Source organism: Comamonas sp. SCN 65-56 (assembly GCF_001724135.1).
Lineage (GTDB): Bacteria > Pseudomonadota > Gammaproteobacteria > Burkholderiales > Burkholderiaceae_C > Comamonas_C.
This window is the reverse complement of the sequence record NZ_MEDS01000005.1, coordinates 37,614-57,202: the sequence shown is the minus strand read 5'-3', so window position 1 is coordinate 57,202 and position 19,589 is coordinate 37,614. Positions and strand designations below refer to the sequence as shown.

The following is a 19,589-nucleotide window of genomic DNA, read 5'->3' as shown; positions in this document are numbered from 1 at the left end:
ACATCACATGACCGATTCCACCCACCACCTGCTGCAAACCCCATTCCCCCTGGCCCCGCAAGCCAGCACCGTCCAGCCCGAGCGCTTTCAATCGGAGCTGATTGCCCACATCAGCGCCGCCCTGCAAACACCCGAGCGCAGCCAGCGCCCGCCCTGCCTGCTGCGCGCGCCCACGGGCTCGGGCAAGACCTTTGTGCTGGGCCAGGTGCTGCAAAAAGTGGCGCAAGAGCGCGAGGTGCTGTGGTTCTGGTTCGTGCCCTTCGTCACCCTGGTGGCGCAGACGCTGGACGCGCTCTTGCACACCGCACCGGGGCTGCACCCGGTGCCGCTGGCGCAGGGGCGCAACCAGGAGGTGGGCGCGGGCACGGTCTTGATCTCCACCGCGCAAGCCGTGGCGCGCGCGCAGTGGCGCAAACAGGGCTACGACGCGGATGGCGACGACGATGTACGCACCCTGGCTGCCTTGCTGGCGCGCGCCCGCGCCCAGGGGCTGGCGATTGGCCTGGTGGTGGACGAGGCGCATATCGCGCTGGACAAGGGCACCGAGTTCGGCCAGTTCGCGCGCTGGCTCGATGCCGACTATCTGCTGATGGCCACGGCCACGCCCAAGGATCAGCGGCTGACGGATTTTTTGGCGCAGTCGGGCCGCATCGCACAGCGCCAGTTCGCGGTGAGCCGCGACGACGTGGTGGCCGCGCGCCTGAACAAAAAATACATCGAAGCCGTGGTCTACAGCCTGGGCGGCAGCATGGCCAGCGTCACCGACGTGCGCCGCACCGTGCTGCGCCAGGCCTGGGCGCGCAACCAGGCGATTGCCCAGCTACTGCACGCGCGCAGCATTGCCTGCACGCCGCTCTTGCTGGTGCAGGTGGCCAATGGCGCGGACACGGTGCAAGAGGCCGCGCAGGAGCTGATGCAGCACTGCGGCGTGCCGCCAGAGGCGATTGGCCAGCACAGCGCCGATGAGCCCGATCCGATCTTGATGGCAGCGATTGCCAACGACACGCGCAAACAGGTGCTGATCTTCAAGCAGTCCGCCGGAACGGGCTTTGACGCGCCGCGCGCCTTTGTGCTGGCCAGCACCAAGAGCGTGAACGACGCCGACTTCGCCCTGCAGTTCATGGGCCGGGTGATGCGCGTGGATCGCACGCTGCGCGCGGCCTTTGCCGGGCAGGCCGAGATTCCCGCCGCGCTCAATACCGCTTTTGTTTATCTGGCCAACGCCGAGGCGCAGGCCGGATATGAAGCCGCCGTGCAGGCCACAAGCGCCGTGAAAAGCCAGCTCGAAGGTCAGACCGAGCGCCTGGCGCAGCGGCGCACCCTGGGCGGGGCCGTGGTCTATACCAATCTGCCCACCGACGCGCCGCCGCTGTCCTACGAATTTGGCCTGCCAGTGGCCAGCGTGGTCAGCGGCGACGGCGAGATGCCGATTGCCGTGCAATCGCTACACAGCAGCGACCCGCAAGCCTCCTTGTTTGCATCACCCATGGCGCGGGCAAGCACGCCGGGCAACAGCATGCCGCAGGGCGACTTCTGGGGCATTGATGAGTTGGCGCCCGAGCCAGCACCCGTCACGCGCCGCCCAAGCGCACCCAGCACGCGTGACGAGGTTCTGCAAACCCTGGCCGAGCACGGCCTGCGCACCTTCGAGCGCAAGCGCGGCGCCAGCGTGCCCACACTGGGCGAGTGCCTGCGATCGGAAGAAAAACCCGGTTTCGTGGCGCTGTCTGCCATCGCCCAGCAGGTGGCGCGCGACTTGCCCCTCAGCCCCGCCTTGCAGCAGCAAGCCATAGGGCTGGCGCTGAACCTGACCCGGCAAAAAGAGCTGCACCGCGAGCTGACCACGGGTCATGCGTACACCCACGACATCGCCGTGGTGACCGACCGCCGCGCCCTGGCGCGCGAGGCGCTGGCCGCGCTGCAAGAGTTGCCGCACGCGGAGGAAGAGGACTACCGCCTCATCGTGCAAGAGCTGGTGCAGCGCCTGCAGCCCGCGCTGAACGCGGCCTTGGCGGGCCTGGCGGCTGAGTCGGATGCGGCCGCGCAAGCCGTGGCGGCTCTGCAAGACCTTGACCGTCTGCGCTTGCTGCGCGACGCCGCCAACGGGGTCATCCGCGCCAGCGCGCAAGAGCTGCGCGAGGCCATTTTCCAAGCCATCGCGCAGCAGGCCCAGACTGTGGACGCGCAGGCCCTGCCCGACCTGATGCTGTGCCCCGATGAGGCGCCGCTAGAGCATTCGCAGAAAAACATCTACGGCGTGCTGCCGCCTTGCTCCGACGACGTGGCCGACGTGGAAAACCTGCTCTTCATGGACGCGCGCCAGTGGTGGAAGGACCAAGCCATCGTGCTGCAAGACGGCAGCACCCTGCGCCTGGGCCGCTATGACGGCGCGGTGCAGCTCAACGCGCTGGAGCGCGACTTTGCCCGCGCGCTGGACGGCGCCGACTTCGTCCACTGGTGGCACCGCAACCCCGACAAAAAGCCCTACGCCGTGCGCGTGGTGCGCGCCGAGCACGCGCATTACTTCTACCCCGACTTTGTGGTGTGTGTGGCCGATGAACGCGGCAGCCCACCCATGCAGCGCCTCTTGGAAACCAAGCAAGACACCAAGGACGCGGCGCGCAAGGCGCAGCACTGGCCCATCGCCTACGGCCGGGTGCTGTTCCTCACGCCCGACGGCAGCCGCCTGCGCTGGGTGAATGACGACGGCAGCTTGGGCGATACGGTCAAACTGCCCGACATGCAGGGCGTGCACCAGCGGCTGGCGCAAACCGCGCCTGCCGCTGCCGCATGAAAAGTGTGAAGCCCACCGATAAGCCGGATTCTGTGCATGCGGTTGCCCGCATGTGACCGCCATTACTCTGGGCCGGGGGTCGCCCACCCAGCTCGATGCCACCTACCCGCACACTCCGGGGGCCCCGTCAACGTGTGCCTACTTGGTGTTGCTGCGCGTAGAGATTGCCCGTTGCACCCGAACTGAATCGGCTCGTCTCTGTTGCTCTGATCCTCACCTCACGGTGGACAGCCGTTAGCTGCTACGCCGCCCTGTGCAGTCCGGACGTTCCTCCAGGGCTTGGTTTCCCAAATTGCCCCAGCGGCGGTCTGGCGGGCTTCACTGCGGCAATTATCCGCGATCAGGCTAGGATAGGTGCGATAGCCACGCTCTCGACCGGAGCCTGAGACCATGTCTGCATTCGTCCCCCTGACCTCCCTTGCCGATGCCGCGGCGCAGCTTGCGCGTGGCGCCACCAGCGCCGTGCAGTTCACGGAGACCGCGCTGGCCCGTGCCAGCGAAGGCGAAGGGCCAAAAACCTGCACCCGCGTGTTGCACGACAGCGCCCGGGCCGAAGCGCATGCCAGCGACACCCTGCGCGCTGCAGGCCTCGCGCGCTCGCCGATCGAGGGGCTGCCGATATCGGTCAAGGACCTGTTCGACATTGCAGGCCACGTCACACGCGCCGGCTCACGCTTGTTGCGCAGCGAGCCGCCGGCAACGCGCAATGCACCCATCGTCGACCGCTTGCGTGCGGCCGGCGCCGTGATCGTCGGCACGACCAACATGACGGAGTTCGCCTTTTCCGGCATCGGCATCAATCCGCACTACGGCACGCCGCGCAACCCCTGGGCGCGCGAAGGCGACGGGCGCATCCCGGGCGGCTCATCCTCGGGGGCTGCCATCAGCGTCACCGACGGCATGGCGCTCGCGGCCATAGGCACCGACACCGGCGGCTCGGTGCGCATTCCTGCGGCTTTGTGCGGTCTCACCGGCTTCAAGCCAACGGCCCGGCGCGTACCCAGCGCAGGCACCATCCCGCTCTCGACCACGCTGGATTCGATCGGGCCACTCGCGCCCTCGGTGCGCTGCTGCGCGCTGCTGGACAGCCTCCTCGCGGGCGAGCCATTCGCCGAGCCCATGCCCGCAGCGATTGCATCCATGCGGCTGCTGGCGCCGACGAATTACGTGCTGGCTGGCATGGATCACCAGGTGGGCACCGCCTGGGAGCGGGCGCTGTCGCGCCTGTCGCAGGCGGGCGCGCGCATCACGCACGCGGCGCTGGCGCCGCTGGATGCACTGGCCGGCATCCACGCCCAAGGCACCCTGGCCAACGCCGAGGCCTGGGCCTGGCACCGGCGCTACCTGCCCGCACGGCAAGGCGAATACGACCCGCGCGTGGCCGCGCGCATACTGGTGGGCAGCCGCATGAACGCGGCCGATTACATCGATCTGCTGGCCGCACGCCAGCGCTGGATCGCGGCCATGCAGGCAGCACTGGCAGATTACGACGCCCTCGTTATGCCGACGGTGCCCGTCGTGGCACCCGAGATTGCACCGCTGGTGGCAAGTGACGAGGCGTTTGCCGCCGCCAATGCGCTGATCCTGCGCAACACCACGCTGGTGAATTTCCTCGATGGCTGCGCGGTATCGCTGCCCATGCACCAAAAGGGCGAGCCACCCTGCGGGCTGAGTCTGGCCGCACCGGGCGGACACGATGCGCGCCTGCTGGCGCTGGCACTGGCCGTGGAGAAAGAACTCAGCCGCGCAGCGCCTTGAGCGCCTCTACCCGCTGCTCGATCGGCGGGTGCGAGGAAAACAGCGCGCCTATGCCACCCGCGATGCCCATGGCCTGCATGCTCTTGGGCAGTTCGCCCGGCTGCATGCCGCCCAAGCGGTACAGCGCGTTGATCATGGGCTGCGTCTGGCCCAGCAGTTGCGCCGAACCGGCGTCGGCGCGGAATTCGCGCTGGCGCGAGAACCAGGCGACGATGATCGCGGCGACAAAGCCGAAGACGATATCGAGCACCAGCGTGGTCACCATGTAGCCGATGCCGGGGCCGCTATTGCGGTCGTCACCGCGGCGCAGGAAGCTGTCCACCAGATAGCCGATGGCGCGCGAGGCAAACACGACGAAGGTGTTCATCACGCCCTGGATCAAGGTCATCGTCACCATGTCGCCATTGGCGACGTGGGCGATCTCGTGGCCCAGCACCGCGCGCACCTCGTCGCGCGTCATGCCCGAAAGCAGGCCGGTGGAGACGGCCACCAGCGCCGAATTCTTGAACGCGCCGGTGGCAAAGGCATTGGGCTCGCCCTCGTAGATGCCGACCTCGGGCATTTGAATGCCGGCCTTGTCGGCCAGCTCGCGCACGGTCTCGACGATCCAGGCCTCATCGGCATTGCGCGGTGCGCTGATGATTTGCACGCCCATGCTCATCTTGGCGATCATCTTGCTCATGAGCAAGGAAATGATGGAGCCGCCAAATCCCATGACGAGCGCAAAGCCGAGCAGGCTGGTCAAGTCCAGGCCGTTGGCCGTGAGGTAGCGGTTGACGCCCAGCAGGCTGGCGACGACACCCAGTACCGCGACGACGGCGATATTGGTCAGGAGAAACAACGCGATGCGTTTCATGCAACAGGCTCCAGAAAGGAAGGAAGTTGGCGGGGAAGATGAGGGGAGACGCCGCGCACTTCAAGAGGTACGCGGCGGGCGGAACACCGTGGAGTCATCATAAAAGCGAAAGTTCGCGTTTTCGCCGCACCAGCCGGGCACGCCCAGCACCGGCAGCGGCGCGAACGGCTTGCCGGCAAGGTGGTGCGGCGTCAAATCGCGCGCCAGCCAGGCATCCAGCGACTCTATTGTTTCAATAGCTGTTTGCGCTTGATAGACATGCGCTACAAGCTGTTTTCTTGGTGAAAACAGCTTTTCCATCAAGGCATGGCCGAACAGCCACAGGCGCGCCTCGCGCCAGAGCGGGCGCAACTGCACGAAAAGCCGCCGCCAGTCGCGTGCGCGCAGCGCCTGCCACAGCGGCTCGGGCGCCAGCAGCAGCGCGCCGTTTTCGTCGAACACCGTCGCCGCATCGCGCAGCGGCCCGCGCGTGGCGCCCACACCACCCTGCGCCAGCGCCTCGGCCTGCAAGGCGTTGAGCCGCGCCTTGGCCAGCGGCCAGTGCAGCCAGACGAGACCGTTGAAAAAATCATGCAGATTGCTGCGCGTGGGCACCTCGCGGCGCGCGGCAATGAAGGCCTCGTAGGTCATGCCTGCGGGCAGGTGAGCCTGCGGGACAAAGCGCACCGGTAACAGTGCAGGCGCCTGCGCCATCAGCGCGTCTTCTACCCGGCTGCCCTGCGCGATGGCTTGCGCGGCGAGGCGCCCGAGCGGAGCGTAGTCCGCCAGCCACGGTGCGTCCCAGGCGATGCCCTGCGCCCAGGCGGGTTCGCCAAAGCGAACCTCAAACGCCATCGCCCGCAGGATTGCCGGCCTGGGTGCCCAGGTAATCCCAGAGCGACTGCGTCAGGCCCTTGGCCGGTTCGCGCCGCGAGGGCTTTTTGCGGTAGGCGCGCACTTCCATCACCATGCGAAGACTGTCGGGGTCTTCCTTGGGCGCTGCGCTCACGAGCTTGCGCCCGCGCACTTCCGCCCGCACCGCGCTGTGCGGCAAAAACGCGATCCCGTGGCCCTCCAGCGCCATTGCCTTGAGCCCCTCGGCCATGTCGGTCTCGTAGACGCGGTCCAGATGCACGGCGCTGCCCGCCTGGCGCAACACCAGATCGGTCATGCGGCCCAGGTAGGCGCCAGGGGCATAGCCAAGAAAAGGCAGTGGCTCGGCCGCGGTGCCGGGCAGGCGAAAGATCGGTTCGCCATCACTGCCCGCCTTGGCGTAGGGCGCAATCGGCTCCTCGCCGATCAGGATCATGTCGAAATGCTGCGGATCGAGCTGCAGCGGCTGCGACGGGTGGTGGTAGGTGATGAGCACATCGCAACTGCCTTCCATCAGGCGCACCACGGCATCGTGCACATTGAGCGCGATCAATCGGCTCTTGAGCGGCCCGAAGCCTTTTCTCAGGCTGGTCACCCAGGTGGGGAAGAAGGTCAGCGCGAGCGTGTGCGGCACGGCGAATTCGATCACGTCGTCACTGGGTGCGGTGTGGGCGCGCAGCACCGCCCGGGTGTTCTGCAAGGTTTGCAGCACCTCCAGCGCCTGGTCATACAGCGTGTCACCCGCGGCCGTGAGGCGCGTGGGGTAAGAGGTGCGATCGACCAGGTCGGTCCCCGCCCAGGCTTCGAGCGCCTGGATGCGGCGCGAGAACGCCGGCTGCGTCACGTGGCGCAGTTGCGCCGAGCGGCTGAAGCTGCGCGTTTCGGCCAGGCTGACGAAGTCTTCAAGCCATTTGGTTTCCATGGCGTGCATTATCCGGTGGCCTCAGGCGTGCACAATGCGCGACTGCGCTGCAGACCCGCAGCCACAGACCACCGCTCGCCAATACACCCCATGGCCGCCACCCCGCCTTCCTCCCCCACGCCCTCCGAACCGCCCGCCGTGACCGGCCTGCAGCGCTCGCTGCGCTTCGAAGACTGGGTGACGGTAATCACCATGGCGCTGCTGGCGCTGATCACCTTCGCCAACGTGCTGGTGCGCTATTTCACCGACGCCTCGTTTGCCTGGACCGAGGAAATTTCGGTCTTCCTGATGATCGTGCTGGCGATGGTGGGCGGCGCGTCGGCGGTGGCGCGCGACACGCACATCCGCATCGAATTTTTCGCCGAGGGCGGCTCGGCGCAGCGGCGTCGGCGCCTGGCGCAGCTGGGCGCGGCGCTGGTGGCGCTGCTGTTTGCCTTCATCGCGGTGATCAGCGTGCGCGTGGTCTGGGACGATTTTCGCTACGAGGAAACCTCGCCCGGCATTGGCGTTCCGACCTGGTGGTATTCGATCTGGCTGCCGATTCTCTCGGCGCTGATCGCGGCGCGCGCCATCGGCCTGTTCCGGCGCCGCTCGCGCCAGAGCGATGCCGAGTACCTGGCCCGGGACGCGGAGCGCGGCGCATGATCGCGACGCTGCTGTTCACGGCGTTTGTCGTCTTCATGTTCCTGGGCGTGCCCATAGGCGCTGCCCTGGGCCTGGCAGGCGCGGCCGCCATCGCGCTGGCCAACCAGGATACGCAGTGGTTCGGCCTGCTCGCCGTGCCGCAGAACTTTTACGCTGGCCTGGGCAAATACCCGCTGCTGGCGATTCCGATGTTCGTGCTCGTGGGCTCGATTTTCGACCGCTCGGGCGTGGCGCTGCGCCTTGTGAATTTCGCCGTGGCCATCGTCGGGCGCGGGCCGGGCATGCTGCCGCTGGTGGCGATCAGCGTGGCGATGTTCATGGGCGGCATCTCGGGCTCGGGCCCGGCCACGGCGGCGGCCGTCGGCGGCGTGATGATCGCGGCGATGAGCCGCGCGGGCTACCCGGCAGCGTTTTCCGCCAGCGTGGTGGCGGCTGCCGCCTCCACCGACATCCTGATCCCGCCCTCGATCGCCTTCATCGTCTATTCGGTGCTGGTCTCTGGCGCGTCGGTACCCGCCCTCTTTGTCGCCGGCATGCTCCCCGGCATCCTCGCGGGCCTGGCACTCATCATTCCGGCGGTATGGCTCTCGCGCCGGCACAAGATGGGACAGAACGAAGCCGGCGAGCCGCGCCCGCCGTTCTGGAAGAGCCTGCGCGAGGCCTCCTGGGGCCTGATGGCACCGGTGGTGATCCTCGGCGGCATGCGCATGGGCTGGTTCACGCCCACCGAGGCGGCGGTGGTGGCGGTGTTCTACGGCCTCTTCGTCGGCATGGTGGTGCACCGCACCATCGGCGTGCGCGATCTGTTCACCATCCTGCGCGAGGCGGGCGAGCTCTCGGCGGTGATCCTCATCGTGGTCTCGCTCGCCGGCATCTTCGCGTTCTCTCTCTCCACGCTGGGCGTGATCGACCCCATCACCCGGGCCATCGTGCAATCGGGCATGAGCGAATGGGCGGTGATGACCTGCATCCTGGTGCTGCTGCTCGTCATGGGCATGCTCCTGGATGGCATTTCCATCATGCTGATCTTCGTGCCCCTGGCCATGCCGCTGCTGCTGCACTACCAGTGGGACACCGTCTGGTTCGGCACCGTCCTGGTGCTGTGCATCGCCATCGGCCAGTTCACCCCGCCCATGGCCGTGAACCTGATGGTGGCCGCAAAAATAGCCAATGTGCGCATGGAAGCCACCACGCGCTGGGTGCTGTGGATGGTGCTGGCCATGACGCTGGCCACGCTCATCGTGGTGGCCTTCCCGCAAATTTCGCTCTGGTTGCCGACGCAGCTGGGCTACTGATTTTCCAACCCGCACCAGGAGACTTGTCCCATGAAACTTCGCACCTTCCTTGCCAGCGCCGCCGCCGCGGCCACCGCGCTGGTGTTTTCCGCGCCCAGCTTCGCCCAGCAGGCGAGCAACTACAAGAGCGAATACCGCATGTCGCTGGTGCTGGGCAACCCAGGGGCGCATCAACATCAAGCTCTACCCCGGCGTGTCGCTGATCCAGGGCGACCAGACGCGCGAGTTCTCCGCGCTGCGCCAGGGCGTGATCGACATGGCCATCGGCTCCACCATCAACTGGTCGCCCCAGGTCAAGCAGCTCAATCTGTTCTCGCTGCCCTTCCTGATGCCGGACTACGCGGCGATCGACGCCCTCACCCAAGGGCCGGTGGGCAAGAGCCTGTTCACCACGCTGGACAAGGCTGGCGTGGTGCCGCTGGCCTGGGGCGAGAACGGCTACCGCGAAATCTCCAATTCCAAGCACGCCATCAAGAGCCCAGCCGACCTCAAGGGCCTGAAGATCCGCGTCGTCGGCTCGCCCCTGTTCCTCGATACCTTCACCGCACTGGGTGCCAACCCCACGCAGATGAGCTGGGCCGACGCCCAACCCGCCATGGCCAGCGGCGCGGTGGACGGGCAGGAAAACCCGCTCTCCATCTTCACCGCCGCCAAGCTGCAAAACGTCAGCCAGAAGTACCTGACGCTGTGGGGCTACATCGCCGATCCGCTGATCTTCGTGGTCAACAAGGAAGTCTGGAACAGCTGGACCCCCACCGACCGCGAGGCCGTGCGCCAGGCCGCCATTGAAGCGGGCCAAGAGCAAATTGCCCTGGCGCGCAAGGGCGTGGTGGAAGCCGACAAGCCCCTGCTCAAGCAGATCGAAGGCCTGGGCGTGACAGTCACCCAACTGAGCCCCACCGAGCGCGACGCCTTCGTGAAGGCCACGCGCGGCGTGTTCAACAAGTGGAAGGGCCAGATCGGCACCGACCTGGTCAACCAGGCCGAGAAGTCGATCGCCGAGCGCAAGAAGTAAAGAGTTCTGAAACGATAGCTGATAGCGCTTGTTAGACGGACGCTATCAGCTATTTTCATGGGTATTTCACATCACGAAAAGCAACCAGTGCAGTCTCCAGGCGCTCGATGATTGGCTGCTGCAACACCAGCGGCGGCGGCAGGTCAAAACGGCATCCCGGGCAAACCGCCGCCCTTCATGCCCTTCATCCCACCCATCTTCTTCATCAGCTTCATCAGGCCGCCGCCCTTCATCTTCTTCATCATCGCCTGCATTTGCTCGAACTCCTTGAGCAGGCGGTTGACCTCCTGCACCTGCACGCCGGCGCCGCCGGCAATGCGCTTCTTGCGCGTGGCCTTGATGAGGTCGGGCTTGCGGCGCTCCAGCGGCGTCATGCTGCAAATGATGCCTTCCTTGCGCCGAATGTCGCGCTCTGCCTTGTCCATGTCCATCTCGCCGGCCTTGGCCGTGAGCTGGGACGGCAACTTGTCCATGAGGCTGGACAGCCCGCCCATCTGCTTCATCTGTTGCAACTGACCGAGGAAGTCGTTGAGGTCAAAACCATCGCCGCTCTTTACCTTGGCGGCGAGCTTTTGCGCGGCCTCGATGTCGACACCCTGGGCCACCTGCTCGACCAGTGCAACGATGTCGCCCATGCCCAGAATGCGTCCGGCGTGGCGCTCGGCATCAAACACCTCCAGACCGTCGATTTTTTCGGAGACGCCAGCGAACTTGATCGGCGCGCCGGTGACCGCCCGCACCGACAGCGCCGCGCCGCCGCGCGAGTCGCCGTCCAGCTTGGTGAGCACGATGCCGGTCAGCGGCAGCGCCTCCTTGAAGGCGCGGGCGGTGTTGACCGCATCCTGGCCCTGCATGGCATCGACGACGAATAGCGTCTCCACCGGGTTCAGCACGGCGTGCAGATCCTTGATTTCCTGCATCAGCACTTCGTCGATCGCCAGGCGCCCGGCGGTATCGACCAGCAGCACGTCAAAGTAATGCTTTTTCGCGTAATCCAGCGCGGCCAGTGCGATGTCGCGCGGCTTCTGGTCGGGCGTGCTGGCAAACCATTCGGCGCCAGCCTGTTTGGTGACGGTCTTGAGCTGCTCGATCGCTGCCGGGCGATAGACGTCGCCAGAGACGGTGAGCACCTTCTTCTTGCGCTTCTCTTGCAGGTGCTTGGCGAGCTTGGCCGTCGTCGTGGTCTTGCCCGCGCCCTGCAGGCCGGCCATCAGGATCACGGCGGGCGGCTGGGCAGCGAGGTTGATGTCGGCCACACCCTCGCCCATGGTGGCGGCGAGCTCCTTGTTGACGATGCCGACCAGCGCCTGGCCGGGTTTCAGGCTGCCCAGCACCTCCTGGCCCAGCGCTTTCTCTTTCACGCGGCCGATGAAGTCGCGCACCACGGGCAGGGCCACGTCGGCTTCGAGCAGCGCCATGCGCACTTCGCGCAGCATGTCCTGCACGTTGGCTTCGGTGATGCGCGCCTGGCCGCGCATCTGCTTTACAAGACGCGAGAGCTTGTCGGTGAGTGCGGACGCCATGCGGTGGATGCTCCTGCGGGGCCGAAACGCCCCGGTTGACGCGCTCTGGAACAACCACCCAGAGGCTAAACTGATGGGATCATGATTTTACCGACCGCATCATCGCCGGGATGGCTGCTGGCAGGCACTGCGGCGCTGGCCTACATGGCGCCGGTCATCATGGGGCGCAAGGCATCGGGCCATGCGCAGCGCCTGGCCATGACGCCCGGCTGGCTGCTGCATGCGATGGCGCTGGCTGCGGGGCTGCTGGGCGCAAGCCCGCACTTCGGCTTTGCCCCCGCGCTGTCGATGACGCTGTGGCTGGTGCTGGCCACCTACGCGGTGGAGCACCAGTTGCTGCCGCAAATGCAGTCGCGCGGCGCGGTCGTCGTCATGGCCGTGCTCGCCGCGCTGGTGGTGCTGGCGGCGGCCGCATTCCCGGGTCTGCCGCTGGAGGAGCGCGCCTCACCCTGGCTCGCTCTGCATCTCACTTTCGGCATCGCCAGTTACGGTCTGTTCGCCGCGGCGGTGGTGCACGCCTGGCTGATGGTGCGTGCCGAGCAGCGCATCCGCCAGGCGGCCGAAATGCAGGGGCGCATGCCGCTGCTGGCGCTGGAGCGCCTGACGTTTCGCTTCATCACCGCCGGCTTCATCCTGCTCACGGCCACGCTCGCCGAAGGCTGGCTGTTCGGCGAGCAGCTCTATGGCCACGCGCCCAAGTGGGATCACAAGACGGTGTTCTCGGTGCTCGCGTGGGCGACGATTGCGGTGCTGCTGATTGGGCGCTCGCGCTTTGGCTGGCGCGGGCGCAAGGCGGTGCACGTGCTCTATGTCGGCGCGGCGCTGCTGCTGCTGGCCTACGTGGGTTCGCGCTTCGTGCTTGAAATCATTCTGGGGCGCGCGACGTGAGCAAGTACCTGCTGATCGTCGCGATTGCCGCCGTGGTCTACGCGCTCGTGCGCAGTCAGCGCAAGCCGCCTGCAGCGCCCCGGCGCAAACCGACCGCCGCGCAGGCGCCGCAAGCCATGGTGGCCTGCGCGCACTGTGGCGTGCACCTTCCGCAAACCGATGCACTGCCGGCGGGCACGCGCTACTACTGCTGCGCCGCACACCGCGAACAGGGCCCGGCTTGACGACCCGTGCCGCCACGCCTGCCGAAGGCCAGGCCTTCACCCGGCTGTGGAGCGGTTTTCTCTCCGCCCGGGTGCTGGTCGCTGTAGCGTTGCTGGCGCTGCAGCTTGCCGGCCTAGCGCTGGGCCAGCCGGTCACTGCCGCCCTGCTCGGCGCCGGAGGCGCCTACCTCGCGGCAACCGTGGCGCTGCGCTGGTTGCACCCGACCTCGCCCGCGCCGCGGCACGCCAGCGTGCGCTGGCTGTCATCCATAGGAATTGACCTCATCACCTGGACCGGACTGCAGTGGCTGCAATTGCAATCGCAAGACCCGATGAACTACGCGCCGCTGTACGGTTTTTCCGTACTGATGGCTGGCGTGCTGGGAACACGCACCACCGCCCTCGGCACCGCGGCTGCGGCAACGATCGCGCTGCTGGCGCTGGCGTGGTGGGCTGGCGTACGCAGTGGCAGCGACACAACCGGCCCCTACCTGGGCGCCGCCCTCACGGGCACCGCCTACTTCATCGTGGCCTGGCTGGCGCACCAACTATCGGCCCGCCTGCTGCGCGAGCAGCAGCACGCCGAACAAAGCCGCATCGCCGCACGCACGCAAGAGGCCATCAGCCATATGGTGATGGAACATGCCAGCGATGGCATCCTGGTGCTGGATCGGCGCAGCCAGGTGCGGCTGGCCAACCCGATGGCCCAGGTTCTGCTGGGGCAGTCCACGCCGGGCGGCACGCCGCTCGCGCTTGCACCGGAGGCGCGCTGGCAACCCCTGGTTCAGCTGGTGCATCAGACGTTTTCCGAGGCGCAGGCGCAGGCAGCGGACATCACCATCCTGCACGAAGGCCAGAGCCCCATGGGCTTGCGCACGCGCACCTGGCTGACGACGACACACCATCGCGCACAGGGTGACGACCTTGACGTCCTGTGCGTGGTGTTTCTGCAAGACCTGCGCGCGATGGAAGCGCAGCTGCGCACCGAGAAAATGGCGGCCATGGGCCGCATGTCTGCCGCCGTTGCGCATGAAATCCGCAACCCGCTGACGGCAATAGTGCAAGCCATCCAGCTTTTGCAGGAAGAGTTGACCGACACCGGGCAACAGCGCCTGGCGGAGATGGTGCGCCAGAACGCCGAGCGGCTCACGCGCATCACCGAAGATGTGCTGGACATCGCCCGCGTGCAGCACCAGATGGGGCACGCGGGCTCGACCGCGCTCGCGCTGGATTCTGCCGTGCAACGCATCGTGCACGAGTGGCAGGCTTCGCATCCCGACCGCGCACCCAGCGTCACGCTGCAGGCGCCAGATACGCAAGTGCCCTTCGATGCCGAGCACCTGCGCCGCGTGCTGGTGAACCTGCTGGACAACGCGCAGCGCTACGCCAGTGGCGCGCCCGATGCCCTGCAGGTACTCACGCAGGGCGGCGGCGGCGCACCCGCCTACGTGCAGGTCTGGAGTGACGGAGTGCCACTGGAAAGATCGGTCGAACAGCATCTGTTCGAGCCGTTCTTCTCGTCGGAGAGCCGCTCCAGCGGCCTGGGCCTGTACATCAGCCGCGAGCTCTGCCAGCGCCACGGCGCGCGGCTGCACTACGCACGCAAACCTCTGGTCACGGCCGGCGGCAGCACGCAAGGCAACGCCTTCACCATCACCTTCCGCGCTGCGAGCCGCCCCGCCGGTTCGGCCGCGCTGTTTGACACAATCGTGGTCTAGCCATGAGCACCCCTGCCCCCACCCGCGTCCTGGTCGTCGACGACGAGCCGGACTTGCGCACCCTGTGCGAGCTGACGCTGCTGCGCGAGGGCTACCGGGTGGAAACCGCGGCCGATCTGGCGCAGGCTCGCAGCCTGCTTGCGCAGCAGCGCTTTGACGTGATGATCACCGACATGCGCCTGCCCGACGGGCTGGGCATGCTGCTGCTGCACGAGCTGCGCGAGCAACAGCGCAGCGAGCGCTGCATCGTGATGACGGCCTATGGTTCAGCGGAAAACGCCGTCGAGGCGCTGCGCGCCGGAGCGTTTGATTACCTCACCAAGCCGGTGGATCTCAAGCAGTTCCGCAGCGTCGTGGCCTCGGCGGTGCAGGGTGGCGCCGCGCCATTGCCGATTGCCGCACGCAGACCGCAGAACACGCCGCATGCCCCCACCGAGACAGCTGCCCTGGCGCAGATCGTCGGCGAGTCCGACGCCATGCGCCGGCTCAAGACCGACATCGTCAAGGTGGCGCGCAGCATGGCGCCGGTGCTGGTGCGTGGCGAATCGGGAACCGGCAAGGAGCTCGTCGCGCGTGCCCTGCACGCCAGCAGCCAGCGCAGCCACGGCCCGTTTGTTGCGGTGAACTGCGGCGCCATCCCCGAGGCGCTGCTCGAATCCGAATTTTTCGGCGCACGCAAGGGCTCCTACACCGGCGCCACTCAGGACCGCGAAGGTTTTTTTCAGGCAGCGCGCGGCGGCACGCTGTTTCTCGATGAGATCGGCGAGCTGCCGCTGTCGATGCAGCCGCGCCTGTTGCGCGCCATCCAGGAACGCACGGTGCGCCCGCTCGGCTCAACGCAGGAAGAAGCAGTGGACGTGCGCATCGTCAGCGCCACCCATCGCGACCTCGCCGCGGACGTGCAGCAGGGGCGGTTTCGCCAGGATCTGTATTACCGGCTCAATGTCATCGAGCTCACCATCACCCCGCTGCGCGAACGCCTGGGTGATCTGCCGGCGCTGTGTGCGGCGCTGCTCGCCCGCATCGCTGCCGAATCGGGCATGCCTGCACCCGTGCTGGACGAGGCGGCGCTGCAGCGCATTGCCCAGTACCCGCTGCCGGGCAACGTGCGCGAGTTGGAGAACCTGCTGCACCGGGCCATGGCGCTGAGCGAAGCCGGCATGCTGCAGATTCCGCCCTTCAGCGGCCAGCCCCACGCAAGTACGCCAATGCCTGCCGCTGCCGCCAAGCGCGCCGTCCCGGAGCAGCCATCCACAACGTCCGCCCAACCGCACACATTGCAAGCCTGGCTGGATGCCAGCGAGCGCGAGATCCTGCTGCGCACGCTCAGTGAAACGGACAACGATCCGGCAGCGGCAGCGGCGCAGCTTGGCCTGAGCGCGCGGCAATTGCGCCATCGCCTGCAGCGCCTGAAGATCGCGCACACCGAACCCGATGCCCCCGCGACGTAATGCCTCCCCCTGGCGCGACGGCTGGCTGCGGTGGGCGCACCATTGCCCATCGCCCAACTGCAACGCGCGTCCAGCACACGCCTGTGTCGATCTGATCGTTCTGCACTCGATCAGCCTGCCGCCCGGCGAATACGGCACCGGCGCGGTGCAGGACTTGTTTCTCAACTGCCTCCCATGGGACGCGCACCCCTACTACCAGCAGATCCGCGGCCTGGAGGTTTCCAGCCATTTTTTCATCACCCGCGGCGGTGAAGTCTGGCAATTCGTCAGCGTGCACGAGCGTGCCTGGCATGCGGGCGCATCGCACTACCGCGGCCGCGATGGCTGCAACGACGACTCGGTCGGCATCGAGCTTGAAGGCCTGGAGGGCGAGCGCTTCGAAGCAGCGCAATACGCCGCGCTGCTGCGTCTGTGCGATGCGCTGGCGCAGCGTTTGCCGATCCGCCATATTGCCGGTCATGAACACATCGCGCCGCAGCGCAAGCACGATCCCGGCAACGCCTTCGACTGGCAACGGCTCGCGCAGCATTGCGCAGGCACGGGCATCATGATCGCGCCCACCGTGCAGCATCCCACGCGAGGGCGTTGCTGAACACGTCGCGCGCATGCGCCGCAACTCCTCAGGCGCATCGCAGCCGCGCGCCAAGCGCTGCATTGAAGCAACAAATCCCTGTTTTGCAAGGCTGGAGTGCTTTTCATTTTGAAGCACTGCTCCCATAATTCGCAGCAGGATTTGCCATGCTTCATCAAGCTCAAGACACTCTGCATTCCGCCATGCAATGGCGCGCAACGACGTCTTCTTTCGACGCCACGCCACCGGCCTCGGCCTGATCCGCCACCGTATTTGCAGCGGCTTTCCGCACCTCACCACCGATGAAATTTTCAACGTCCCGCACACCGACCACAGGCCAAAGGCCCTGGGTTGGGGGACGCTCCCCCATTCCTGTCGGCGGGCATGCTGCCACGTCGCCACGAATCGCTGCATGCGCCATGCAAGCAGGCAGTGCTCTTTGCTAATCGACTCAAGGAGAACATGATGGCAACTGCGAAGAAGCCCGCCGCGAAGAAAGCGGCACCAGCGAAGAAAGCCGCCCCTGCCAAGAAGGCGGCAGTGAAGAAGGCCGCTGCGCCCGCCAAGAAGGCGGCCGCTCCGGCGAAAAAGGCAGCGCCAGCCAAGAAAGCCGCCGCACCGGCCAAAAAGGTAGCCGCGAAGAAGGCCGCTGCACCCGCCAAGAAGGCCGCACCGGCGAAAAAGGCAGCACTAGCCAAAAAGGCCGCCGCACCGGCCAAAAAGGTAGCCGCGAAGAAGGCCGCCGCACCCGCCAAGAAGGCCGCACCGGCGAAGAAGGCCGCGCCCGCCAAGAAGGCTGCAGTGAAGAAGGCCGCCGCACCGGCCAAAAAGGCTGCGCCCGCCAAGAAAGCCGCACCGGCGAAGACAGCCCTGAACCCACAGGCAGCTTGGCCATTTCCGACGCAGAACAAGCCCTGATCGCGGCATGCGCCACGGCGGCTCCTGCAGTCCTCGGGCTGCAGGAGCCGTTGCCTATTGCGCAGTGAAATCCAGCGTGTAGTTCTGCGGTCCGCGGTGGGCGACCTTGATCGCGCCCAGACGGTTGCCCAATTCAGCACAGCGCGCCAGCGACCAGCCGCGCTCCAACCCGAACAACAGGGCACCGCGCCAGGCATCGCCGCATCCCGTAGGGTCCAGCACCGCGTCTGGCTTCACGGGCGGCACCAGCGTACACCGGCCCTCTTCCCACACCTCGCACCCCTGCGCACCCAGCGTCACCACGAGGCCTTTGACCTGTTGCGAGATCGCCTCCTTGTTCCAGCCCGTGCGTTCGCACAGCATGCGACCCTCATAGTCGTTCACCGCCACCCAACTGGCCTGCCCAATGAAGCGCCGGAGATCTTCACCATCGAACATCGGCAGGCCCTGGCCCGGATCGAACACGAACGGGATGCCGGCCTGCACCATCTGCGCCGCATGCTCGATCATGGCTTCGCGCCCGTCCGGCGCAACGATGCCTATCGACCATTCGGCGTTGCGCGCAATCCGATTGCGATGCGCTTGCATCATGGCGCCAGGATGAAACGCCGTGATCTGGTTGTTGTCGCGGTCGGTCATGATCATGGCCTGCGCGGTATAGACATCGTCGAGCAACGCGATGGTGTCCGTTGCAATGCCCAGCGTTCGCAAGCGCTGCAGGTAATCCGCCCCGTCGCTGCCGAGCATCGCCATGGGCCGCGGATCACCGCCCAGCAGCTTGAGCGCGTAGGCAATGTTGCCGGCACAACCGCCGAAGTCGCGGCGCAACGTGGGCACGAGAAATGACACGTTCAGGATGCGCAGCTGCTCGGGCAGGATCTGGTCGGCAAACCGCCCCTCGAAGGTCATGATGGTGTCAAACGCCAGCGATCCGCAAATCAGTGCCGCCATGGCCGCTCCAGTTCAAAAAATCAGGGGTAAAAAGCCAGAAGCCGATAGCCGGTGACGCGCGCTGCGCCCTCTTGCAGGCGCAGCTGCACCGCGCCGCTCCAGCTGCCCCGGGCCGCAAGCCGGTCCGGGGCACCGAGCTCGACGGCCGTCAATACGCGCCGCACCACGGGTTGCTCGCGCGCATCGATCAGCGTCAGCTCCCACGCCGGCATGGCCACCGCGATGGCAGCGCTGCTCTTCACCGTCAACTGCAGCGCATACACCGGTTCATCATCGCGCAAGCGTGCGAAGGAGGAGGCATCGATTGCCACGTCAGCGATTTGCCGCGGCACGCCAACCACGCACTGCAAGGGCTCGCACAGGCGCTTCAGCATGGGCTGCAGTGGCGGATAGGCCTCGGCCAGCCAATCGCGCTGTTGCACCGCCACCTGCAGTGCCAGAAGTGCCCCCAGCGCAAGAAACACGATGGCCAGCAGGGCGCGCACCAGCGGCTTGCGCCAGAAGGCCCCACGGCGCGCGGCGCGGACGAAATCAAAATCGGGCGGGCTGGGCTCTGAAGCTGGCACCGCGTCAGGCTCCGGAGCAAGCTCATGCTGCACCGTGCTGCCGGATGTCTCTTCGACCTCCAAGGCGGGCTCCGGGAAGCGTTCCTGCAGGGCCGGCGCGGTGTTGTCGGGCGCCGGTTCGGCGGCCCCCTCCACCTCGGGCAAGGCTGCGCTTGCATCAACCCATGCGGGCTCGGCGTCAGGCTGCGGCTCAACAGCGTCGGGCACCCAAGGATCGGGCGCCAAGGGCTCGGCCGGGGTCGGGTCGGGCTCCAGCACCGGTTCCACGCGCTGACCAAAGGGATACGACGGGAGCACATCGATCTGAAGCCCGGGATCTGGCGGCTGCGGCTGTTCGGGCGCCGCCACCAGGTCGTGCAAATGCAATCTCCACGCGGGCAGCTCTGCAGGCGGGGGGGGTATCGGTGGCTCTTGCGCCGCAGCAGGCGCTACGGCCCCGGGTGGCGACAGAGCCAGCTCGTCAGGCAAGGACAACAAAGGCGCCGGTGGGGCCGCATCGCCAGCCTCCAACAGGCTCTCGTACGCATCAAAAACCTGCTTGCATTGTCCACAGCGCACCCAGCCATCCGCGACACGCAACTGGTCGGCAACGACCTTGAACGATGTCTGGCAATGGGGGCAGCGCGTAACCTGGCTCATCGGTTTTCGATTGTAGGGAGCCGC

The 19,589-nt window shown here is 66.7% G+C and carries 16 protein-coding genes, 1 other RNA gene and 2 pseudogenes; 11 read left to right on the top strand and 8 right to left on the bottom strand.

The genetic code is table 11. From position 1 onward, the window contains the following. The first annotated feature begins 7 nt into the window (after positions 1-7). On the top strand, positions 8-2,794 hold the full coding sequence (locus ABS45_RS03470) for a DEAD/DEAH box helicase family protein (RefSeq protein WP_291553001.1): 2,787 nt from the start codon (positions 8-10) through the stop codon (positions 2,792-2,794). Between the two features lie 3 nt (positions 2,795-2,797). On the opposite strand, the gene rnpB is transcribed toward ABS45_RS03470, so the two are convergent. Next, positions 2,798-3,114: RNase P RNA component class A (rnpB, locus tag ABS45_RS03465), an RNA gene on the bottom strand. Positions 3,115-3,184: 70 nt separating this feature from the next. Between rnpB and ABS45_RS03460 the strand changes: the two genes are divergently transcribed. Beyond that, a complete protein-coding gene (locus ABS45_RS03460) occupies positions 3,185-4,552 on the top strand; it encodes an amidase (RefSeq protein ID WP_291552999.1) in 1,368 nt (455 codons plus the stop codon). Here ABS45_RS03460 and htpX read toward each other — a convergent pair. From htpX to ABS45_RS03445, 3 genes are read right to left on the bottom strand one after another with little or no spacing between them, the layout of a single operon-like run. Continuing rightward, entirely contained in the window at positions 4,533-5,408 is an 876-nt protein-coding gene (gene htpX, locus ABS45_RS03455; protein ID WP_291552996.1) for a protease HtpX, read from the bottom strand. The two genes, ABS45_RS03460 and htpX, sit on opposite strands and share 20 nt — an antisense overlap. A 60-nt stretch (positions 5,409-5,468) precedes the next feature. Then, positions 5,469-6,242 (bottom strand): DUF3025 domain-containing protein, encoded by a 774-nt coding sequence (locus ABS45_RS03450; protein WP_291552994.1) that lies wholly within the window; start codon positions 6,240-6,242, stop codon positions 5,469-5,471. Beyond that, entirely contained in the window at positions 6,232-7,182 is a 951-nt protein-coding gene (locus ABS45_RS03445; protein WP_291552991.1) for a LysR substrate-binding domain-containing protein, read from the bottom strand. The genes ABS45_RS03450 and ABS45_RS03445 overlap by 11 nt, the downstream gene beginning before the upstream one ends. Positions 7,183-7,272: 90 nt before the next feature. Here ABS45_RS03445 and ABS45_RS03440 point away from each other — a divergent pair, with 90 nt between their 5' ends. The 3 genes and pseudogenes from ABS45_RS03440 (at position 7,273) to ABS45_RS03430 (ending at position 10,137) form a co-directional block, all read left to right on the top strand. Further along, positions 7,273-7,827: a TRAP transporter small permease gene (locus ABS45_RS03440; RefSeq protein WP_291552989.1), complete on the top strand. Its 555-nt coding sequence runs from the start codon at positions 7,273-7,275 to the stop codon at positions 7,825-7,827. Beyond that, complete coding sequence (locus tag ABS45_RS03435; RefSeq protein ID WP_291552987.1) at positions 7,824-9,122, top strand: TRAP transporter large permease; 1,299 nt, start codon at positions 7,824-7,826, stop codon at positions 9,120-9,122. The genes ABS45_RS03440 and ABS45_RS03435 overlap by 4 nt, the downstream gene beginning before the upstream one ends. 30 nt (positions 9,123-9,152) lie before the next feature. Next, a pseudogene (locus ABS45_RS03430) lies at positions 9,153-10,137 on the top strand (DctP family TRAP transporter solute-binding subunit). Between the two features lie 143 nt (positions 10,138-10,280). Here ABS45_RS03430 and ffh read toward each other — a convergent pair. Next, positions 10,281-11,660, bottom strand: coding sequence for a signal recognition particle protein (ffh, locus tag ABS45_RS03425; protein WP_291552985.1), 1,380 nt, complete (start codon positions 11,658-11,660; stop codon positions 10,281-10,283). 81 nt (positions 11,661-11,741) lie between these two features. Here ffh and ccsA point away from each other — a divergent pair, with 81 nt between their 5' ends. The 6 genes from ccsA (at position 11,742) to ABS45_RS03395 (ending at position 17,409) form a co-directional block, all read left to right on the top strand. Then, positions 11,742-12,548, top strand: a complete 807-nt coding sequence (ccsA, locus tag ABS45_RS03420; protein WP_291552983.1) for a cytochrome c biogenesis protein CcsA — start codon at positions 11,742-11,744, stop codon at positions 12,546-12,548. Further along, on the top strand, positions 12,545-12,772 hold the full coding sequence (locus tag ABS45_RS03415) for a PP0621 family protein (RefSeq protein ID WP_291552982.1): 228 nt from the start codon (positions 12,545-12,547) through the stop codon (positions 12,770-12,772). Before ccsA ends, ABS45_RS03415 begins: the two co-directional genes overlap by 4 nt. Continuing rightward, entirely contained in the window at positions 12,769-14,469 is a 1,701-nt protein-coding gene (locus ABS45_RS03410; protein WP_291552979.1) for a PAS domain-containing sensor histidine kinase, read from the top strand. The genes ABS45_RS03415 and ABS45_RS03410 overlap by 4 nt, the downstream gene beginning before the upstream one ends. A 2-nt stretch (positions 14,470-14,471) precedes the next feature. Continuing rightward, positions 14,472-15,920, top strand: a complete 1,449-nt coding sequence (locus ABS45_RS03405) for a sigma-54 dependent transcriptional regulator (RefSeq protein WP_291552977.1) — start codon at positions 14,472-14,474, stop codon at positions 15,918-15,920. Then, positions 15,904-16,512 carry a 1,6-anhydro-N-acetylmuramyl-L-alanine amidase AmpD gene (gene ampD, locus ABS45_RS03400; RefSeq protein ID WP_291552974.1) on the top strand — a complete coding sequence of 203 codons (609 nt, stop codon included), beginning with the start codon at positions 15,904-15,906 and terminating at the stop codon, positions 16,510-16,512. Before ABS45_RS03405 ends, ampD begins: the two co-directional genes overlap by 17 nt. Before the next feature lie 444 nt (positions 16,513-16,956). Further along, the gene (locus tag ABS45_RS03395) at positions 16,957-17,409 is read left to right on the top strand and encodes a histone (protein WP_291552971.1); all 453 of its coding nucleotides are present in this window, start codon (positions 16,957-16,959) and stop codon (positions 17,407-17,409) included. Between the two features lie 54 nt (positions 17,410-17,463). On the opposite strand, the gene ABS45_RS03390 is transcribed toward ABS45_RS03395, so the two are convergent. The 3 genes and pseudogenes from ABS45_RS03390 to ABS45_RS03380 form a co-directional block, all read right to left on the bottom strand. Then, on the bottom strand, positions 17,464-18,360 hold the full coding sequence (locus tag ABS45_RS03390) for a carbohydrate kinase family protein (RefSeq protein ID WP_291552968.1): 897 nt from the start codon (positions 18,358-18,360) through the stop codon (positions 17,464-17,466). Between the two features lie 20 nt (positions 18,361-18,380). Continuing rightward, a complete protein-coding gene (locus ABS45_RS03385) occupies positions 18,381-19,286 on the bottom strand; it encodes a DUF3426 domain-containing protein (protein WP_291553179.1) in 906 nt (301 codons plus the stop codon). A gap of 171 nt (positions 19,287-19,457) precedes the next feature. Then, positions 19,458-19,565: pseudogene (locus tag ABS45_RS03380) on the bottom strand (MJ0042-type zinc finger domain-containing protein); the annotation flags it as partial. Positions 19,566-19,589 lie beyond the last annotated feature (24 nt).

Coding starts and splice junctions, on each gene's coding strand:
- ABS45_RS03460 (WP_291552999.1), top strand. CDS start 3,185: ATGTCTGCATTCGTCCCCCTGACCTCCCTTGCCGATGCCGCGGCGCAG.
- ABS45_RS03450 (WP_291552994.1), bottom strand. CDS start 6,242: ATGGCGTTTGAGGTTCGCTTTGGCGAACCCGCCTGGGCGCAGGGCATC.
- ABS45_RS03440 (WP_291552989.1), top strand. CDS start 7,273: ATGGCCGCCACCCCGCCTTCCTCCCCCACGCCCTCCGAACCGCCCGCC.
- ffh (WP_291552985.1), bottom strand. CDS start 11,660: ATGGCGTCCGCACTCACCGACAAGCTCTCGCGTCTTGTAAAGCAGATG.
- ABS45_RS03405 (WP_291552977.1), top strand. CDS start 14,472: ATGAGCACCCCTGCCCCCACCCGCGTCCTGGTCGTCGACGACGAGCCG.
- ABS45_RS03445 (WP_291552991.1), bottom strand. CDS start 7,182: ATGGAAACCAAATGGCTTGAAGACTTCGTCAGCCTGGCCGAAACGCGC.
- ABS45_RS03470 (WP_291553001.1), top strand. CDS start 8: ATGACCGATTCCACCCACCACCTGCTGCAAACCCCATTCCCCCTGGCC.
- ABS45_RS03435 (WP_291552987.1), top strand. CDS start 7,824: ATGATCGCGACGCTGCTGTTCACGGCGTTTGTCGTCTTCATGTTCCTG.
- ABS45_RS03390 (WP_291552968.1), bottom strand. CDS start 18,360: ATGGCGGCACTGATTTGCGGATCGCTGGCGTTTGACACCATCATGACC.
- ABS45_RS03395 (WP_291552971.1), top strand. CDS start 16,957: ATGGCAACTGCGAAGAAGCCCGCCGCGAAGAAAGCGGCACCAGCGAAG.
- ccsA (WP_291552983.1), top strand. CDS start 11,742: ATGATTTTACCGACCGCATCATCGCCGGGATGGCTGCTGGCAGGCACT.
- ampD (WP_291552974.1), top strand. CDS start 15,904: ATGCCCCCGCGACGTAATGCCTCCCCCTGGCGCGACGGCTGGCTGCGG.
- htpX (WP_291552996.1), bottom strand. CDS start 5,408: ATGAAACGCATCGCGTTGTTTCTCCTGACCAATATCGCCGTCGTCGCG.